The organism is Acinetobacter sp. FDAARGOS_515, assembly GCF_003938865.1.
Lineage (GTDB): Bacteria > Pseudomonadota > Gammaproteobacteria > Pseudomonadales > Moraxellaceae > Acinetobacter > Acinetobacter ursingii.
In genome coordinates, this window is the sequence record NZ_RKIX01000003.1 from 614,419 (window position 1) to 630,429 (window position 16,011).

Sequence of the window (16,011 nt, forward strand, 5' to 3'; positions counted from 1 at the left end):
TGCGTTGCAATAAAAGCACTATAAAAGGGGTTCAATTGGAACCGTTAAGCAGTTTCCTGCGTTGAACGATAGTCAATCACATGATGGCGCCAATGTTCTTTCAGTTGCGGGGTAAATTCCAGATTATTTTCATCAAAGACTTTGCCGTCCACTTCCCGTGCGATTAATCCTGCAATACTGGTCATCATATCAAAGCCTTTTAAAGCATCCTGATGTGGCAATGCAAGGAAAAATGCCAAACCTTGTACCTGTTCGCTCGATAAAGTTTCAAGATCAAACCCAGCAGGCCCATTATCAGTCATACGTAATACTGAAAACATCAGTGGACTTGGTTCATCCGTTTTATCGTAACGATGGAAACATGCCATTTCTCCAAAACGCAAACCGTATTTGAGCAATACTTTTAAGGTCTTATCACCTGACAATGCACGACGAGGGTTCGGATATACATTCAACGCCACAATTTCTTGCGCTGTGGCCAAAGCACTTTCATCATCGAAAAGCTGCTGTTCGTGTAAATGCACATCCAGTAAGTTACTTTCGCCATCAAACTCAGCAATCGTTGCTGCTTCTATTTCGGGATTAAGCTGAAATTCATCGATTTTCTTGGCATGTTGAACTTGCGCCCCATCAGCTTGCACAGCAATGTTAGCTTGGTCAAGCTCTGCATCTGGTGCAAGAACGGCTTCAACCACATCGACTACATCCACTTGCTGTTCTAGCGGTTGTTCAATCTTGAGGGTGGTCTCTTCCGTCTTAAAGTCAACAGATGCCATTTCTTTATCCAGCTTATCCTCACTCAGTTCAGGCGAAGTCAATGTTTTCGCCGCCTGATCTTCGAGAGTTTCTGGGATATCCTGCAAAGCTGGCTCTTTACGTTCTGATTCTTGAGCTGTTATTTCTACAGGTGTTTCAGCGGGCAATTGATCACGCACATGTCGTGGAATGATCGGCTGATTACTCTCAGGATCAATATGTAATGCACTTTCTAATGAGGGTTCGGTTGGAGCAGGTTTTCTAAGAACCATTCTTAAACCGACAATCATGATAATAATGGCGGCGACTATGCCCACAATAGTGGTAACTTCCATACTATGACTCCGTAACTAACCCATATTCTTTTGCTTGTTCCAAATTAACAGTAACCAGTTTTGAGGTACCAGGTTCAGGCATGGTCACCCCTAGTAAATCGGTCGCCATTGTCATTGCAAGTTTATTATGTGTAATGTAAATGAATTGCACCTGTTCAGAAAGCTCTTTTACCAAATTACAAAACCGTTGCACATTGGCATCGTCTAGCGGTGCATCAACTTCATCCAAGACACAAAAAGGTGCGGGATTCAGCCGAAAAATTGCAAACACCAAAGCCAGCGCCGTTAATGCTTTTTCACCACCTGACAATAACGCCAATGAACTGTTACGTTTTCCAGGTGGGCGTGCCATTAGTTTTACACCTGATTGCCAGTCATCTTCAAGACTTAAACTCGCTTCTCCCCCACTAAATACTTTAGGAAATAATTCCTGAAGCTCGGTATTGACCAGATCAAAAGTCGTCATAAATAACTTTCTGGTTTCCTGATCAATACTTTTCATGGCATCTTTGAGCTGCGATACCGTATTTTCCAAGTCTTGAATCTGGTGGCTAAGCTCTTCAAAACGTTGCGATACTTCTTGATATTCTTCAGATGCAGCAAGATTGACTGCACCCAATTTTTCAAATTGCCGTTGTGCTTTTTCCAGACTTTGTTGATGTTCTGTTAAATGAAGTTTTAAGCCAAGAATAGGTTCACTACCCAAACCCTTGAGTTGTTCCTGAAAATGTTCCAGATCAGATTTAGCCGCTTGCCAACTCAAACGTTTGTGTTCCAGTTGCTCGCGCAGTTGTTCATCACGTTGTTGGGTTTGATGACGCTGCTCGGTCAAATGCTGCTGTTTTTCCTGTAGGCTATTTAGTTCAATCTGCCATTCAGTCCAACTTTTTTTAAGCTTTTCGGTTTGTTGGAATTGTTCAGAAAACTCGGACTCAAGTACAGGCAACTCTAACTGAATTGGATCGACAAATTTCTTTGCCTGTTCTATTTGTTCAATTATCTGGCGATATTGCGTTTTTAAAAAACTGAGATCTTTCTCAAGCAGTTCGATCTGCTGTTGCGTTTGTGCAACGCCTCGACGTGCATTTTCACGCTCTTGCTGCTGCTGTTGCAGTTGCTGCTGCTGATCATCCAGTTGTTCCGCTAAAGTTTCGAGCTGAAATTGTTGGGTTTTATATGCTGGCAAACTGGCTTCAAGCTTTAAAATTAAAGCGTGTAAATCAATATCCAGATCATCACGCTGCATAGCATCATCTTCAAGCTGAACTTCCAGTTGTTTTAATTGTTCCTGTAGTTGTTGCTTTTGCAACACAAAAGCCTGCGCCGCACTTTGGTGTTTGGTGATACTGAGTTCAAGTTGTTGCTGTTGTTTTTGTTGTTGATTTAACTGATTTTTCAGTTGTTGAGTTTGGTCACACTGTATATTGAGTTGCTGTTGTTGCGCGGAACTTCTTAGTTCAAGTTGCTCAAGTTCTGGTTCCAAGCTTGCAAGAAGCTGTACAATTTCATCTAATCGAATCCGATGACTTAACACCCCACTGCTTTGACTGTCTTCATCATAATCCAGTGCAATCACCCAATCCGACCCAACATGATAAGCATCCAGCGTCACAATACTCTGTCCAGATTCAAGCTGCGTCTGCAACGCTAAAGCCTGATTCAAATCATCTGCCAACCAGATATTTTGCCATAGCGATAACTGCGGGGTTTTAATCCAGTTCAAAAATGGCATTAATGTTAATTGGGATGATTTTTTAGAAAGCGCTGAGGCTTTAATTTGCCGTGCTAGTTGCGGTTCAAAAGTTACATCCTGTTCCAGATAACGGGCATTCATCCATTGGCTGAGTAATTTTTCAATCAGACTGGCATGCGCTTTGCCTGTTTCCGTTAACTGCAACACCGACATCAAACGTAGAGCATCCGATTGTTTCGGACTTTGTTTTGCCACCAATTGATTGAGATTTTTTTGTTCCGCCTGCAACACTTGTATTTGATTGTTGTGTTGCTGAATGTCGGTCTTGAGTTGATTGTGCTGTTGTTGCTGCAACTGTAATTGCTGTTCGGCCTGTTCAATCTGCTGTTCAAGCATCACCATTTGTCGTTTCAATTCAAGCAGTTGTTGTTCGAGATGTTGCAACTCATCATCTTGGACTTGCGCCGCGATTTGCAAGCTTTGAGTGTCCAGTGTGTGCTTCTGTTGGGTGAGGCGTTCTATACTTTTGCTCAGTTGCTCAAGTTGCAGCGACATCTGGTTTTTCTGTTGTTGTTGCTTGTCGACTTGCTGCTGAATATGATTAAACTGCTCTTGCGCCTGTTGGTGTTGAGATTTTAAATCCTGATAATGATTTTCAGTGTATTGGCTATTGGCCTCAAAAGCATTTAAATGTTCTGTGTGCTCATCTAGTTGTGTTAATAAATTTTCAAGCTGTAGCTCGCTCAGTTGTAAGCGTTCTTTGGTTTTGGATTTTTGTTGTTCTAGCTGAGTTAAAGTCGTACTGTTTTGTTGATACAAACTTTGTTTCTGCTCCAACGTCATTTTCAATTCAGCCAGTTTTTTTTCAGCCTGTTGCCATTCATGTTGCAGCGGAGTCGATTGTTGAATCAGCTTTTGAAATAAGGTACTGCTGGCTTCAAGATCGTGTTCAATGGTATTTAATTCAGAGCGGACCAGTTTAAACTCTTCCCCCAAAGCGGTCATTTGCAGTGTATATTCTTGCTGGAGCTGACTTGACTGCGCAGATTGAAACGACAATATTTCGATTTTTAAGGTTCTAATTTGCTGTTCAAGCTGTTTGTAATGAACCGCCGCCTCAGACTGACGTTTGAGTGTTTTGAGTTGTGATTTGAGTTCTAAGGCAATATCTTCTAAACGCGACAGATTTTGTTCGGTATGCTCTAAGTGCTGTAAAGTTTCACGACGACGTGCCTGATAACGTGAAACTCCTGCGGCTTCCTCGATAAACACCCGCATTTCTTCAGGTTTGGCATCGACCAAACGGTTAATCATGCCCTGCTCAATAATGGCATAAGAGCGTGGTCCTAAACCGGTTCCTAAAAAAATATCGGTAATATCACGGCGTCGGCAGCGTGTTCCATTTAAGAAATATTCAGATTTTCCATCACGATTGACCTGACGTCGTACCGCCAGTTCATTATAGGCATTATAAGCACCGCCCAATTTTCCATAGGTATTGTCAAAACGCAGCTCAACACTGGCCACACTGACGGGTTTACGTTTTGCAGTTCCAGTAAAAATCACGTCCTGCATGCTGCCGCCACGTAATTGACGGGCGCTAGATTCGCCCATCACCCAGCGAATCGCATCAATCACATTGGATTTGCCACAGCCATTCGGGCCAACCACTGCGGTACGGTTGGCCTTAAATTGTAAAGTGGATGAGTCCGCAAATGACTTAAAGCCTGCAAGTTTTAAACTGCTTAAACGCATAATGTCCTGATCAAAAGTTTTTTTTATTTGCCCAAGATATTTCAATCATCTGATTTCAATATTTTGGACACAGTCGAATCTCGATAACAGGCTATTTTAAAATGAATGCGGTTGAATAGGGATTTTTTTTAGGCTGAAGTTGAACAATTTTATCCAGAAATAGGACGATAAGCTAAAATATCGTCAAATTTTTAGATCATTTAAGATCGGCATTCTATTTGTGTAACCGATTCAATCACATTAACGACGAGAACGACGCGCCCAAGCCAACTCAATTTGTTTCATTCGAGTCAGGGAATCCAGTACCAAATTTCGTAAATGACGACAAAAATCTTCCATGAATAGCGTTGCCTGATGTGATTTTCGGATCAAAATTGCATCTGCGACCAATTTAAACAATGCTAAAGATTCTTGTAATTCACGACGTGACGTATTCAACGTCAAAAAGTAGCTACGGCGTAATGAAGGCAATAACTCCTTATAAAATTTCATCAAATAAGGATTTGCCACCATATCATGCTGCACCGCCAGATATTGAAAAATACCATCATAAAATTTTTCAGTGTCGCCTGCCTTGACCTGCTCAGCTAAATGTTCCATAAGCTGTTGCAGTTGCTCAGCCTCATGTACACGCCACGTTTCACTAATGCGTTGCACAATATGACCCAACACCAACACATTGGTATCGAACAAAGCTTTGACTTGTTGAGAAGACATTTCAGAAACAATCGCGCCACGACGTGGATAGATATGAATCAAGTGAGTGCGTTCCAGTAGCAATAACGCTTCACGGACAGACCCTCGACTCACGTCCAATTCTTTGGCGATACGCAACTCTTGAATGCGCTCACCTTCAACCAGTTCACCCGTAATAATCTGATCGCTAATATGTTTTGCAATTTGCTCCGACAGGCTCTCTGTCTCTTCAAGTTTCATGAATCACCTGTTTCTGATTTTTACGTTGGCGTTCCGCTGCCATTTATTGTGATTGTTTTAACTGATTCTAGGGATTGCTGACTATGTCATTGTCTAACAATTTTATTGCATTTTGAGCCAATTCGATATTCAAATCATCGGAAATATCATGCGATTTATCAATTCCTCAGCCACTAAATTCATCATTTAAAATCATCATTTAAAGCTGGATTTTAGTGACTTGGAATGGATGATCTTATGTGCTTTTATTGAATGAATCCCTGATAAATAAAATAAGTTCCAACGACGGTGAGTAAGCAAGCAAAACATTTTTTCAGCATGGCAGGTGACAACATATGCGCGACTTTTGCACCCAGTTTTGCGGTGATAAAACTCATAATACTAATGCCTAAAAATGCATAAATATGGATATAACCAATGGCATTGGGAATATGAATATGCTGCTTTATACCAAACCACATAAAGCCGACTGCACCCGCAACCGCAATCGGTAAACCACATGCAGCAGAGGTGGCGACTGCTTTTTGCATGACCACGCCATTACGATTTAAGTAAGGTACAGTCAGACTTCCACCTCCAATCCCAAAAATCGCCGAGGCAATCCCAATGCCGCCACCTGCAAGCATTTGCATCGGCGCTGAAGGCAAGTGTCGTGTTTCATCCACGATCACGTGGGCACCTTTAAACATTCGATACGCCACCCAAATCGCAAAAATTCCAATGATGATTTGCAGATTTTGTCCAGACAAAAGATCGGCAATGCCCGCTCCTAAAAAAGAACCAATCATCAGACCCGGTGCCAGATTGCGAAATACCTGCCATAACACCGCACCGCGTTTATGATGAGCCATCACCGAACTGATTGAGGTCACAATAATGGTCGCCAGAGAAGTTCCTAGCGCCATATGCATAATGACCGCGGGATCATAATGAAGCTGGGTAAATACAATATAAAGAATCGGGACAATAATTAATCCACCGCCCACACCAAACAAGCCCGCAGCAAATCCAGCGATTGCACCAATGGCTAAATATATGATTAACTCCATACCTGATTTTCCAACTTTATAAAACTGAACATGGATGCAGAAACTCGTCAACTACGACAACGCTTAAGCGATGCTGGACAAGTGCCTGACATTGTTATTTTGAAACAAACGACCACATCGACCAATGACGATGTCCGTGAATTGGCTCAAAAAAATATTTCGTCCATTTTGATCTGTAGCGAAACCCAGACGCAAGGGCGTGGGCAACATCAACGAGTATGGATTTCCCCAAAAGGCAATATTTATCTCAGCACACTCATCAACTCACAGACACCTTTAGACGGTCGTTTAGCGCTTGAAGTTGCATTGAATATTTTGCAAATGCCAAAGCTACAGGGTCTAAATCTGCAAGTCAAATGGCCGAATGATTTATATAGCCAACAAGGCAAATGGGGCGGAATTTTAGTTGAACCATTATCAACACATCAGGCCATCGTTGGAGTGGGTATCAATTTGTTTACCCCTGAATCACAAGATCCATTACAACCCATCAGCTCACTCACTGATTTTGGTCTAAACGATCTTGATCGTATGGAAGTCATTGCACAGCTTTATCTGGCCATTCAGCAAGCCGCGCAATGGTTTGAGCATGGCTGTTACAATCTTGCAGAACGGTTCAATCATCATGCCGCATTTATGCAGGAATTGGTTCATTTTGAACATCATCAAGGACAAGTGACAGGTCATTTTGAGGGCATTAATCAGGAAGGCGCTGTTCTTATTTCAACGGATGGACAACAACAGGCATTCTATCAGGGTCGGATGCGTCGCATTGCAGTTCAGGATAACCAAATATGAAACAACTTTGGTTAGATGTAGGAAATACTCGCCTTAAATACTGGATTACGGATTCAGATCAGATCATTGAACATGCTGCCGAATTACATTTACAGTCCCCTGCCGATTTATTACTCGGTTTAATTCAACATTTTAAAACCCAAAAATTGCAGCAAGTAGGAATATCTTCGGTACAAGATCAAGTCAATAATCTGCGTATTCAGACCATTCTGAGTCAATTGGGTATTCCCGTGATCTTTGCACGGGTGCATGAGGAATACGCAGGCTTACGCTGTGGTTATGATCATCCAGAACAACTGGGGATTGATCGCTGGTTACAGGTTTTGGCACTGGCAGAACCCGATCAACATTTTTGTATTATTGGTTGTGGAACCGCTTTAACGATTGATTTGAATAAAGGTTTGCAACATTTGGGCGGTTATATTCTGCCAAATTTATATTTGCAACGTGACGCCCTCATTCAAAATACCAAAGGTATTAAAATCCCTGACTCAGCATTTGATAATCTTGAACCAGGTACAAATACGGTGGATGCAGTACATCATGGTATTTTATTGGGGCTATTAAGTGCTATTGAACATATTTTAAAACAATCACCAAGACAATTGGTACTGACTGGCGGTGATGCCCCTCTGTTTGCCAAGTTTTTGCACAAATATCAGCCTCGTGTTGAGGAAGACTTGTTGCTCAAAGGCTTACAACGTTATGTCGCTTATGATTCGCTGAGCAAAGGACGTAATACATCCCAAAGTTGAGGAAAGGCTGTATAACCATCTTCCTGCATAAAATGTCCTGCCTGTTTGATTTCTAATAGTTGTGCATTCAGGCGTTGTCCCAAACGAATGCTCAACGGCGGCGGGACAAAAGGATCATTACTCGATAAAAAAACATAACGGCGTAGAATCTTTTGGCGTAGTAATTTATCGTCCAATCGTTGTGACTCGATAAAAGTATCGAGCTCAGGGATTGCTTTGAGTTTTTCAGTAAAGCCTGAGACAAAGATGCCTGCTGCGATTGATGAATGTTGAAGAGATTTACTTAAAAAATTTAAACTCGACAGACAGCCTAAACTATGTGCCACAATAATAGTATTTTCATCAAGTACGCTACATTGCGCATTTAAACATTCCTGCCAAACTTCTGGATCGGGATGTGCTGAATCAGCTAAAAAAATCCGTTCGGCTGTAGCGCCTGCTTGCTGGATATGTTGTTCCAGCCAAATAAACCAGTGATCTTCAGGCACGGCTCGATAACCGTGAATAATATAAACATTTTTCATTTTTTATGGTTCCCCAATACCCAATATTTTTTATTTAATTGATTCAGTTTAAAGGACACATCACCTGAAAAAAGTAGTGATTTTGTTGTGATAAAAAAAGGCGCATCAAGCGCCTTTAGTGGTATGGAAAGAATCCATTATTTTTTATCGTCATTGCCGCCGAACAATGGTCCCATACCACCACCACCGCCAAATTGTTTTTGCATACCACCTAATGAACGTAACATTTTGCTCATGCCTGATGGATTGGCAAATTTCTTCATCATTTTGGCCATTTGGCTGTGTTGTTTCAGCAGTTTATTAATCTCGGAAACATCCATACCACAACCTGCCGCAATACGTTTTTTACGGCTTGGGTTAATAATATCTGGATGCTTACGTTCTTTGGGCGTCATTGACTGGATAATGGCTTCCATTTTCTTGACTTGCTTTTCAGGATTGGCTTGCTCAATCGCTTGCTGAATACCTGAATTACTCATGCCTGGAAGTTTATCCAGAAAGCCCATCATGCCGCCCATTTTTTTCATTTGCTCAAATTGCATTAACATGTCTTCCAAATTGAAAGACCCGCCTTTTTGCAATTTTTTTGCCATTTTCTCGGCTTTTTCTTTGTCGATTTTGCGTTCGACTTCTTCGACTAACGAAAGCACATCGCCCATGCCGAGAATACGCTGCGCGACACGTTCTGGATGGAATGGCTCAAGTGCATCGAGCTTTTCACCCATACCCAAGAACTTGATCGGCTTACCCGTAATCGCACGAACTGAAAGTGCTGCACCACCACGCGCATCACCATCAGTTTTGGTCAGAATGACGCCCGTCAAAGGCAAAGCATCATTAAAGGCTTTGGCGGTATTTGCCGCATCCTGACCGGTCATGGCATCGACCACAAACAGGGTTTCAGTTGGCTTGACCGCTGCGTGTAATTCTTTGATTTCGCCCATCATGTCTTCATCGACATGTAAACGACCTGCGGTATCGACAATCAATACATCAGCAAATTTAATCTTTGCCTGCTCAATTGCACGATTGACAATATCAATCGGCTTTTCTGAAGCATCGGATGGAATAAAATCAGCACCGACTTCAGCGGATACCGTTTGTAACTGTTTAATTGCTGCTGGACGATAGACGTCCGCAGAAACAGTCATGACTTTTTTCTTTTGACGTTCTTTTAAGAATCGTGCCAGTTTTGCCGCAGTGGTGGTTTTACCCGCACCCTGCAAACCTGCCAGGAGTACAACCACAGGAGGTTTGGCAGACAGATCAAGGCTTTCATTGGCCTCACCCATCATTTTGGTCAATTCGTCATAGACGATTTTAACAAAAGCCTGACCCGGGGAAAGCTGAGTCATGACTTCCTGACCCAATGCCTGTTCCTTAACTTTCGCGATAAATTCACGAGTTACAGGTAACGCAACATCAGCTTCAAGAAGCGCCATACGCACTTCGCGTAAAGTATCTTTAATATTGTCTTCGGTCAGTTGCCCTGAGCCAGTAACATTTCTTAAACTCTGCGTGAGTCGTTCTGTTAAGGTATCAAACATTGCAAAATCCGCTAAAAATGGCCAGTTGCAAAAAAATCTTTCTCAAAATAGAAAATTTATGCATAGATGCTATAGGATACTGTAGTTCGCCGCGAATTTATATCTTATGTAGATGAATTTTAGGGTCTGATGATATTCATTTATAATTAACACTGAATGATCGAATGAAGCTCCAACTCCCGAATAAAGGTTTGACATGATTAGTCTTCCATTGGTTTACACCATTTTGGCACTCATCGCATATACCACCGCATTTTGGTATTTGTTTATGAGTCTGATGTCAAAACGTGAACCAAATCATTGGTTTCTAGGCTTGATATTGGCTTTAGGTCTCATCTTGCATGCAGGTGTACTGTCTCAGGATATGCTCACACCAATGGGAATTAATTATGATGTGTTTAATCTGATGTCGTTTACATCAGGTTTGATGTTGGTCTTAAGTCTGATTTTTAGTACTTTTCGTCCCACGCTTGCACTTAATTTGATCGGGATTCCTGTCGCAGCCATGGGTTTGATTCTCGGATTTGTCTTTAGCCAACCCAATCAATTTATGGAGCAGCATTCGCTCGGGCTAGATTTACATATTATTTTATCTTTATCGGCTTATGCAGTTTTGTTGATGGCCACCATTCACTCTATTTTAATGTGGTTTCAAAATCAGGAGCTGAAAAAGAAACAAAAAAGCCGTTTCTGGGTCAATTTATTGCCCTCTTTTCAGGCGATGGAATCCTTATTATTTGATTTACTACGAACTGGCTTTGTATTACTTACCGTTGCGTTATTGTTTGGCTTCTTTACCATTGATGACTTTTTCGGACAACATCTGGCGCATAAAACCGCGTTTAGTATCATTTCATGGTTTATTTACGGCGCACTGTTGCTGGGTCATGCCAAATTTGGCTGGCGTGGAGAAAAGGCCATTCGTTTTACCTTAATCGGATTTATTCTGTTGGCGATTGGATTTATTGGCAGTAAATTTGTACTGGAAATGATTTTGCATCGTTAATTTTTAAATTTGCCGCGCAGACTAGACAGCGTTATACAGATGCCGTATAAACGCTGTTTTTATTTTCAGGTAATGTTGACGTGAAGCTAGCTCTTGCACCAATGGAAGGATTAACCGATCCAATTATGCGAGATGTGCTGACGCATACAGGCAGTTTTGACTGGTGCGTAACTGAATTTATTCGCGTCACAGAAAGCATTTTACCTGATCATGTCTATTATAATTATTGTCCTGAACTGCTCACCGATGGCAAAACTGCCGCAGGTACACCTGTCCATGTACAGTTTTTGGGAAATCATCCTGAAATGCTGGCGGCCAATGCAGCGAAAGTCGTAGAGCTAGGCGCACCTGCGATCGACTTAAATTTTGGCTGCCCTGCCAAAACCGTGAATCGGCATCGGGGTGGTTCGATTTTATTAGATGAACCCGATGTGGTGCACCTACTGGTCAAAGCCGTTCGGGATGCCGTCCCTGCACATATTCCTGTTTCTGCGAAAATGCGTCTGGGTTATCTGGATGAACACCATACGCTAGATAATGCCCATGCAATTGAAGATGCAGGTGCTAGTTGGCTCACCGTTCATGCCCGTACCAAAGCTGATGGTTATACCCCACCTGCTTATTGGGAAAAAATTCAGCCGATTCAAGATGCCTTAAAGATCAATGTGATTGCCAATGGTGAGATTTGGAATAATGCCGATGCCAAAGCTTGCCAGCAGCAATCAGCCTGTCAGGATTTGATGATTGGACGTGGTGCAGTAACCACACCAGATTTAACCTTATGTATTCGCCAAAATAGAGATGAAGCACTGCTTTCTTGGCAAGATTTAGTCGAATTACAACTGCGTTTTGTCAACGGCGCATTTAAGACTGAAATTGGCATGGTCGGACGTTATAAGCAATGGCTTGGCATGATGAGCAAAGCTTATCCTGAAGCCAAAGCGCTCTGGAATGAGATCAAACGGCTGAAAACGCTAGACGAGATTGTGGGAAAATTACAATCTCATCCATAATCTCTCAAGTGTTTGATAAGGCTAACTATCTAAATCCATCTTAATGTGGCTGAGGTTTAGTTTCACGATCGGCCAGATAGCATTTTGAGAAAATCAATCTTAAGGCATAGACGATCGCCATCAGAAAAACCCCTAAACCAATATGCGGGGAAATGGCAGGAATACAAAAAATGATCAGCGCGGTAATCGGATATAACCAGCGCCTAACGCCTGATAAATAAGGTAATTCATTTAACAGCCAAAGACTGGTGGTATAACCGAGTAAAGTCGCAGCCACGATATATTGCATAAATTGAGCGCTAACTTCTGCACGACCTAAAGCCACATCTACCGCGGCGGCCAGTGCTGCACCTACTGCCGCAACACTGATAAAAATAAAATAATGACCATAACCCCATAAAAATGCATGTTTGCTACTTTTGAGTAAATGATGCGCATCTCGATCAAAATACGCCCACCACATGGTGAACATCATCATCAAACCACCAACCATTAACAACATAATATCGGTATGAACAATATGTGTGGCCAAATCATCTTGAATAGCTTTATAGCAAGCCACAACAGATTCACCCAATACAATGATCGTCAATAATGAATAACGCTCTGCGATATGATGCGGATGCCACGAGGTTGGATTGCCCCATTCTGCGAAGATTGGCACAGCTAACTCAAGCACCAGCAATAATATAAACAGCTCAAGGGTAAAATTGATGGGCGAAAAATGAAAAAGTAGCCATCCCATTTGCACAAAGATAATGCCAAATGCATAACGCAGTGCCACCGTGCGATGCGCAGGATCATGCTTCGCTGCCCGAAACCATTGGCTGACCAAAGCCAAACGCATAATGACATAACCAATAATAATAATGTCAAAATCCTGATGATGAAAAACATCAGGAATACCTGCCGCCATGATTAATGAGCCTGTAATCTGTACAAAGGTCATCAGCCGATAAAACACATCATCATTGTCATAAGCAGAAGCGAACCAAGTAAAATTCATCCATGCCCACCACAGAGCGAAAAAAACCATAAAGTAATATGGCAATGCACTTCCTAGATGATTTTCAATGATCGCATGATGTAACTGCTGACCCGCCTCAGCAATGGCAACGACAAAAATCAGATCAAATAACAGCTCAAGAGGCGTCGCGACTCGATGATTTTCTTTGGGATCACGTGCAGCCACAGGGCGCAGTGCTAAATGTTTCGAAGTTTTCAATAAGCCCATGGTTTAGATTTCTTTCTATTTTTTGTGATATCAGCCATTATTCTAAGCCAAATGGCGCAGAAGGTTTAGCTCATTCAGCTTACGCAAGCCAACAAATGTGATTTCGATATTACGGTTCTGCAAAAATATACAGCGGTTGTTGTTTCTCACAGTCAAAAGGCATTGACATATGTTCATGCACCACTTTCCATTTGCCTGATTCTTTGTAAAATCCAACAGTAGTACGACACCATGGTATATCTTCTGCCGAGGTCTGAGCATCGCCTAAAACTTTAGAGTAACAATGCAAAAATACCACTTGATCGGCGGCATAAATGGTTAATTTTCGTCGATGCACCTGAATGTTATCGCCAAAGTAGGGAAAACAATGTTGCCATAAGTTGCGATATGCATTCTTATCGTCTATCTGTAATGCAACATCAAAGACACAGACATTTTCAGCATAATCTTGTATCATTTCATCCAGATCATGCTGATTTAAAGCCTGATCCCATATTTGAGTTAAAGCTAAAACCTCAGCAGCACTTTGTTGATGACCAATAATTTCGATTTCCACTTGCAGACCTTTTATTGTTGTTATGACTCAATCAGCTTGGCAAAAAAGCAGAGTCTACGCTAGCTTGAATTTGTGCAATTCAGGTAAATAATCTGGTTGCATACTGATCTTTGTATGCGCAATCAATAAAAAAACCACTGCAAGAGTGGTTTTAATTTTGGTTATGTCAAATAGCTTATGAATCAGCTGTAGTCAAATCTTTGATCGTTGTACTCGAACCATTGGTTTTAACTGACTCAATGCCTTTGTCTCGTGATTGTTCTGAGGCATAAAACTGGCTTGTTCCAATAATCTGGTGATTTGCAGCTTTCAGATTAAAATACGGCTTTTCATTTTTTGCCGTTAATTTTTCATAGCGAGCCTCATCAGGACTATTATTTTGTACCGAAGCAATACCATTTTCGGCAGAGGCTTTGGCCTTATACAGCTCACTGGTCAAAATCACTTCGCCATTGCCTGCTTTCAATACAAACCGATATTGACCGTCTTTTGCCTTGCTCAATTCATACCATCCAGCCATGATCCACCTCTTGTTGTGTTTTGTTCTAGACGTTGTTTTTAAACCCTATTTATGCAATATAAATGATTTCAGATCTGGAATCAGCTTATTTTTTATACTTTTTTATAGCTTAATCATGTCAATGTATAAAAAACCATAGCTTGATTAAAACTTTCGAAATACTACCTGTCCAGTAAAATTTAGACAGTCCTGAACACGTACTCTTTGAATAGAACTAAGTTCATCTAATGCAAAAAAAGTATATTCTGAATGTTCATGGCTTAACTGAATCTCGGTGTGATCAGGCAACTGACAACGAAAAATACTGACGTGAGCATTAATATCGGTATGTAGATAAATTCCTGACAAATATTCAACCTGAACGATTGTCCCTAGCTCTTCTTCACATTCACGTTGCAAGCCCTGCAATATGGTTTCTTCTGGGTCGATCCCGCCACCTGGTAGTCCCCAAGAAAAGTTTGCATAAGTCGCTTTGAGCAACAGAACTTTGTCATCACTATTGGTAATCACTGCATGTGCGCCAACCCGATAATGATCAGAAAATGCCATTCTAAGTTCCTTGTTCCCACGTCAAATCTAAAAATCAAAAAAAGGGAGGTTTCTCCCTTTTTATCGTGATTATGCTTTTTTGACAAACTCGGATTTGAGTTTCATTTGACCAAATCCGTCAATTTTACAGTCTATGTTATGTCCATCACTGGCATCTGGCACCAGACGAATTGTTTTAACTTTAGTGCCGACTTTAATCACAGAAGACGAACCTTTCACTTTCAAGTCTTTAATCACAGTGACGCTATCGCCATCTGTTAAAACAGTTCCATGCGCATCTTTTATGAGTTGCTCGGCATCAGCCTGACTCACTTCCCCTTCTTTCCATTCATTGGCACATTCAGGACAAATCAGTAAATCGCCATCTTGATAGGTATATTCTGATTGGCATTTTGGACAATTTGGCAAAGACATAAAAAACCCTAAAAGCATTATTATGACTGGATTTCAATCAAATATCAAAAACCTTAACACTCGTATGGATTTATTTTTTAAAAATTATCTACAAGTCACTCTTTTTATCAGGATATATCCATTTCTCAATCACTTAAAATGAATATATCCAGTTCAACTAGGCAATTTTAACTTTCTAAGTGTTCGTCATCTTCGTATTCATATAAATAGCTCATACAGCCCCAACCATCGTACTCACCATTAAAATCCTGCGCGATACGGCTAAACCATTCTTCCAAATCCTGTATATCTTCATATTCAGGAATCATGGTCACATGAATATTTAAAACCCAAAGGTCTGAACCATCTGTATGTTGATCTTCTTGAAAAAATGAAACTTTTTGTTCCTGATGCAGTAAATGCAAAGCGCATTTTTCAATCTGTTCCTGAGTCTTAAATACGATTGTAAATTCAAACTCATGTGGCTCAGTCAGGTCATTGCCATCTTCAATCATTTGCCAAAGTACATTGCCATTATCATCATCTGGAAAAAGTTCGTAGTTACGGCTCATTGTCGTTATCCGTTGTTATG

Annotated in this window: 16 protein-coding genes; 4 read left to right on the forward strand and 12 right to left on the reverse strand. The window is 41.2% G+C overall.

Annotation, left to right across the window (positions count from 1 at the left end; translation table 11 throughout):
• Positions 1-44: 44 nt before the first annotated feature.
• The 4 genes from EGS47_RS04370 to EGS47_RS04385 all read right to left on the reverse strand — a co-directional run bounded on the left by EGS47_RS04370 (position 45) and on the right by EGS47_RS04385 (position 6,524).
• On the reverse strand, positions 45-1,091 hold the full coding sequence (locus EGS47_RS04370) for a cell division protein ZipA C-terminal FtsZ-binding domain-containing protein (protein ID WP_125269222.1): 1,047 nt from the start codon (positions 1,089-1,091) through the stop codon (positions 45-47).
• A gap of 1 nt (position 1,092) precedes the next feature.
• Entirely contained in the window at positions 1,093-4,539 is a 3,447-nt protein-coding gene (smc, locus tag EGS47_RS04375) for a chromosome segregation protein SMC (RefSeq protein ID WP_125269223.1), read from the reverse strand.
• A 240-nt stretch (positions 4,540-4,779) separates the two neighbouring features.
• The gene (locus tag EGS47_RS04380) at positions 4,780-5,475 is read right to left on the reverse strand and encodes a GntR family transcriptional regulator (protein ID WP_004991137.1); all 696 of its coding nucleotides are present in this window, start codon (positions 5,473-5,475) and stop codon (positions 4,780-4,782) included.
• A 245-nt stretch (positions 5,476-5,720) separates the two neighbouring features.
• Positions 5,721-6,524 carry a sulfite exporter TauE/SafE family protein gene (locus tag EGS47_RS04385; RefSeq protein WP_004991140.1) on the reverse strand — a complete coding sequence of 268 codons (804 nt, stop codon included), beginning with the start codon at positions 6,522-6,524 and terminating at the stop codon, positions 5,721-5,723.
• Positions 6,525-6,554: 30 nt separating this feature from the next.
• Here EGS47_RS04385 and EGS47_RS04390 point away from each other — a divergent pair, with 30 nt between their 5' ends.
• Together EGS47_RS04390 and EGS47_RS04395 are read left to right on the forward strand one after the other, a co-directional pair.
• On the forward strand, positions 6,555-7,322 hold the full coding sequence (locus EGS47_RS04390) for a biotin--[acetyl-CoA-carboxylase] ligase (protein ID WP_004991143.1): 768 nt from the start codon (positions 6,555-6,557) through the stop codon (positions 7,320-7,322).
• Positions 7,319-8,077 (forward strand): pantothenate kinase, encoded by a 759-nt coding sequence (locus EGS47_RS04395; RefSeq protein WP_004991144.1) that lies wholly within the window; start codon positions 7,319-7,321, stop codon positions 8,075-8,077. Before EGS47_RS04390 ends, EGS47_RS04395 begins: the two co-directional genes overlap by 4 nt.
• Here the strand turns inward: EGS47_RS04395 and EGS47_RS04400 are convergent.
• On the reverse strand, positions 8,035-8,601 hold the full coding sequence (locus tag EGS47_RS04400; protein WP_004991145.1) for an RBBP9/YdeN family alpha/beta hydrolase: 567 nt from the start codon (positions 8,599-8,601) through the stop codon (positions 8,035-8,037). The two genes, EGS47_RS04395 and EGS47_RS04400, sit on opposite strands and share 43 nt — an antisense overlap.
• 137 nt (positions 8,602-8,738) lie before the next feature.
• The gene (gene ffh, locus EGS47_RS04405) at positions 8,739-10,148 is read right to left on the reverse strand and encodes a signal recognition particle protein (RefSeq protein ID WP_004991146.1); all 1,410 of its coding nucleotides are present in this window, start codon (positions 10,146-10,148) and stop codon (positions 8,739-8,741) included.
• Between the two features lie 196 nt (positions 10,149-10,344).
• Here ffh and EGS47_RS04410 point away from each other — a divergent pair, with 196 nt between their 5' ends.
• Entirely contained in the window at positions 10,345-11,154 is an 810-nt protein-coding gene (locus EGS47_RS04410; protein ID WP_004991147.1) for a cytochrome C assembly family protein, read from the forward strand.
• 80 nt (positions 11,155-11,234) lie between these two features.
• Complete coding sequence (locus EGS47_RS04415) at positions 11,235-12,167, forward strand: tRNA dihydrouridine synthase (RefSeq protein ID WP_125269224.1); 933 nt, start codon at positions 11,235-11,237, stop codon at positions 12,165-12,167.
• Positions 12,168-12,207: 40 nt separating this feature from the next.
• Here EGS47_RS04415 and EGS47_RS04420 read toward each other — a convergent pair whose 3' ends face one another.
• The 6 genes from EGS47_RS04420 to EGS47_RS04445 form a co-directional block, all read right to left on the reverse strand.
• Positions 12,208-13,401 (reverse strand): low temperature requirement protein A, encoded by a 1,194-nt coding sequence (locus EGS47_RS04420; RefSeq protein ID WP_004991149.1) that lies wholly within the window; start codon positions 13,399-13,401, stop codon positions 12,208-12,210.
• A gap of 109 nt (positions 13,402-13,510) precedes the next feature.
• Positions 13,511-13,957 carry a YybH family protein gene (locus EGS47_RS04425; RefSeq protein ID WP_125269225.1) on the reverse strand — a complete coding sequence of 149 codons (447 nt, stop codon included), beginning with the start codon at positions 13,955-13,957 and terminating at the stop codon, positions 13,511-13,513.
• Positions 13,958-14,132: 175 nt separating this feature from the next.
• Positions 14,133-14,477 (reverse strand): YegP family protein, encoded by a 345-nt coding sequence (locus EGS47_RS04430; protein WP_004995833.1) that lies wholly within the window; start codon positions 14,475-14,477, stop codon positions 14,133-14,135.
• 144 nt (positions 14,478-14,621) lie between these two features.
• Positions 14,622-15,026, reverse strand: a complete 405-nt coding sequence (locus EGS47_RS04435) for an NUDIX hydrolase (protein WP_125269226.1) — start codon at positions 15,024-15,026, stop codon at positions 14,622-14,624.
• 69 nt (positions 15,027-15,095) lie between these two features.
• A complete protein-coding gene (locus EGS47_RS04440) occupies positions 15,096-15,440 on the reverse strand; it encodes a zinc ribbon domain-containing protein YjdM (protein ID WP_004995828.1) in 345 nt (114 codons plus the stop codon).
• Positions 15,441-15,607: 167 nt separating this feature from the next.
• Positions 15,608-15,991: a ribonuclease E inhibitor RraB gene (locus EGS47_RS04445; RefSeq protein WP_004995824.1), complete on the reverse strand. Its 384-nt coding sequence runs from the start codon at positions 15,989-15,991 to the stop codon at positions 15,608-15,610.
• Between the last annotated feature and the right edge of the window lie 20 nt (positions 15,992-16,011).

Bases quoted from the DNA above. Each gene is read 5' to 3' on its own strand.
- EGS47_RS04370 (WP_125269222.1), bottom strand. From the start codon at position 1,091: ATGGAAGTTACCACTATTGTGGGCATAGTCGCCGCCATTATTATCATG.
- smc (WP_125269223.1), bottom strand. From the start codon at position 4,539: ATGCGTTTAAGCAGTTTAAAACTTGCAGGCTTTAAGTCATTTGCGGAC.
- EGS47_RS04380 (WP_004991137.1), bottom strand. From the start codon at position 5,475: ATGAAACTTGAAGAGACAGAGAGCCTGTCGGAGCAAATTGCAAAACAT.
- EGS47_RS04385 (WP_004991140.1), bottom strand. From the start codon at position 6,524: ATGGAGTTAATCATATATTTAGCCATTGGTGCAATCGCTGGATTTGCT.
- EGS47_RS04390 (WP_004991143.1), top strand. From the start codon at position 6,555: ATGGATGCAGAAACTCGTCAACTACGACAACGCTTAAGCGATGCTGGA.
- EGS47_RS04395 (WP_004991144.1), top strand. From the start codon at position 7,319: ATGAAACAACTTTGGTTAGATGTAGGAAATACTCGCCTTAAATACTGG.
- EGS47_RS04400 (WP_004991145.1), bottom strand. From the start codon at position 8,601: ATGAAAAATGTTTATATTATTCACGGTTATCGAGCCGTGCCTGAAGAT.
- ffh (WP_004991146.1), bottom strand. From the start codon at position 10,148: ATGTTTGATACCTTAACAGAACGACTCACGCAGAGTTTAAGAAATGTT.
- EGS47_RS04410 (WP_004991147.1), top strand. From the start codon at position 10,345: ATGATTAGTCTTCCATTGGTTTACACCATTTTGGCACTCATCGCATAT.
- EGS47_RS04420 (WP_004991149.1), bottom strand. From the start codon at position 13,401: ATGGGCTTATTGAAAACTTCGAAACATTTAGCACTGCGCCCTGTGGCT.
- EGS47_RS04430 (WP_004995833.1), bottom strand. From the start codon at position 14,477: ATGGCTGGATGGTATGAATTGAGCAAGGCAAAAGACGGTCAATATCGG.
- EGS47_RS04435 (WP_125269226.1), bottom strand. From the start codon at position 15,026: ATGGCATTTTCTGATCATTATCGGGTTGGCGCACATGCAGTGATTACC.
- EGS47_RS04440 (WP_004995828.1), bottom strand. From the start codon at position 15,440: ATGTCTTTGCCAAATTGTCCAAAATGCCAATCAGAATATACCTATCAA.
- EGS47_RS04445 (WP_004995824.1), bottom strand. From the start codon at position 15,991: ATGAGCCGTAACTACGAACTTTTTCCAGATGATGATAATGGCAATGTA.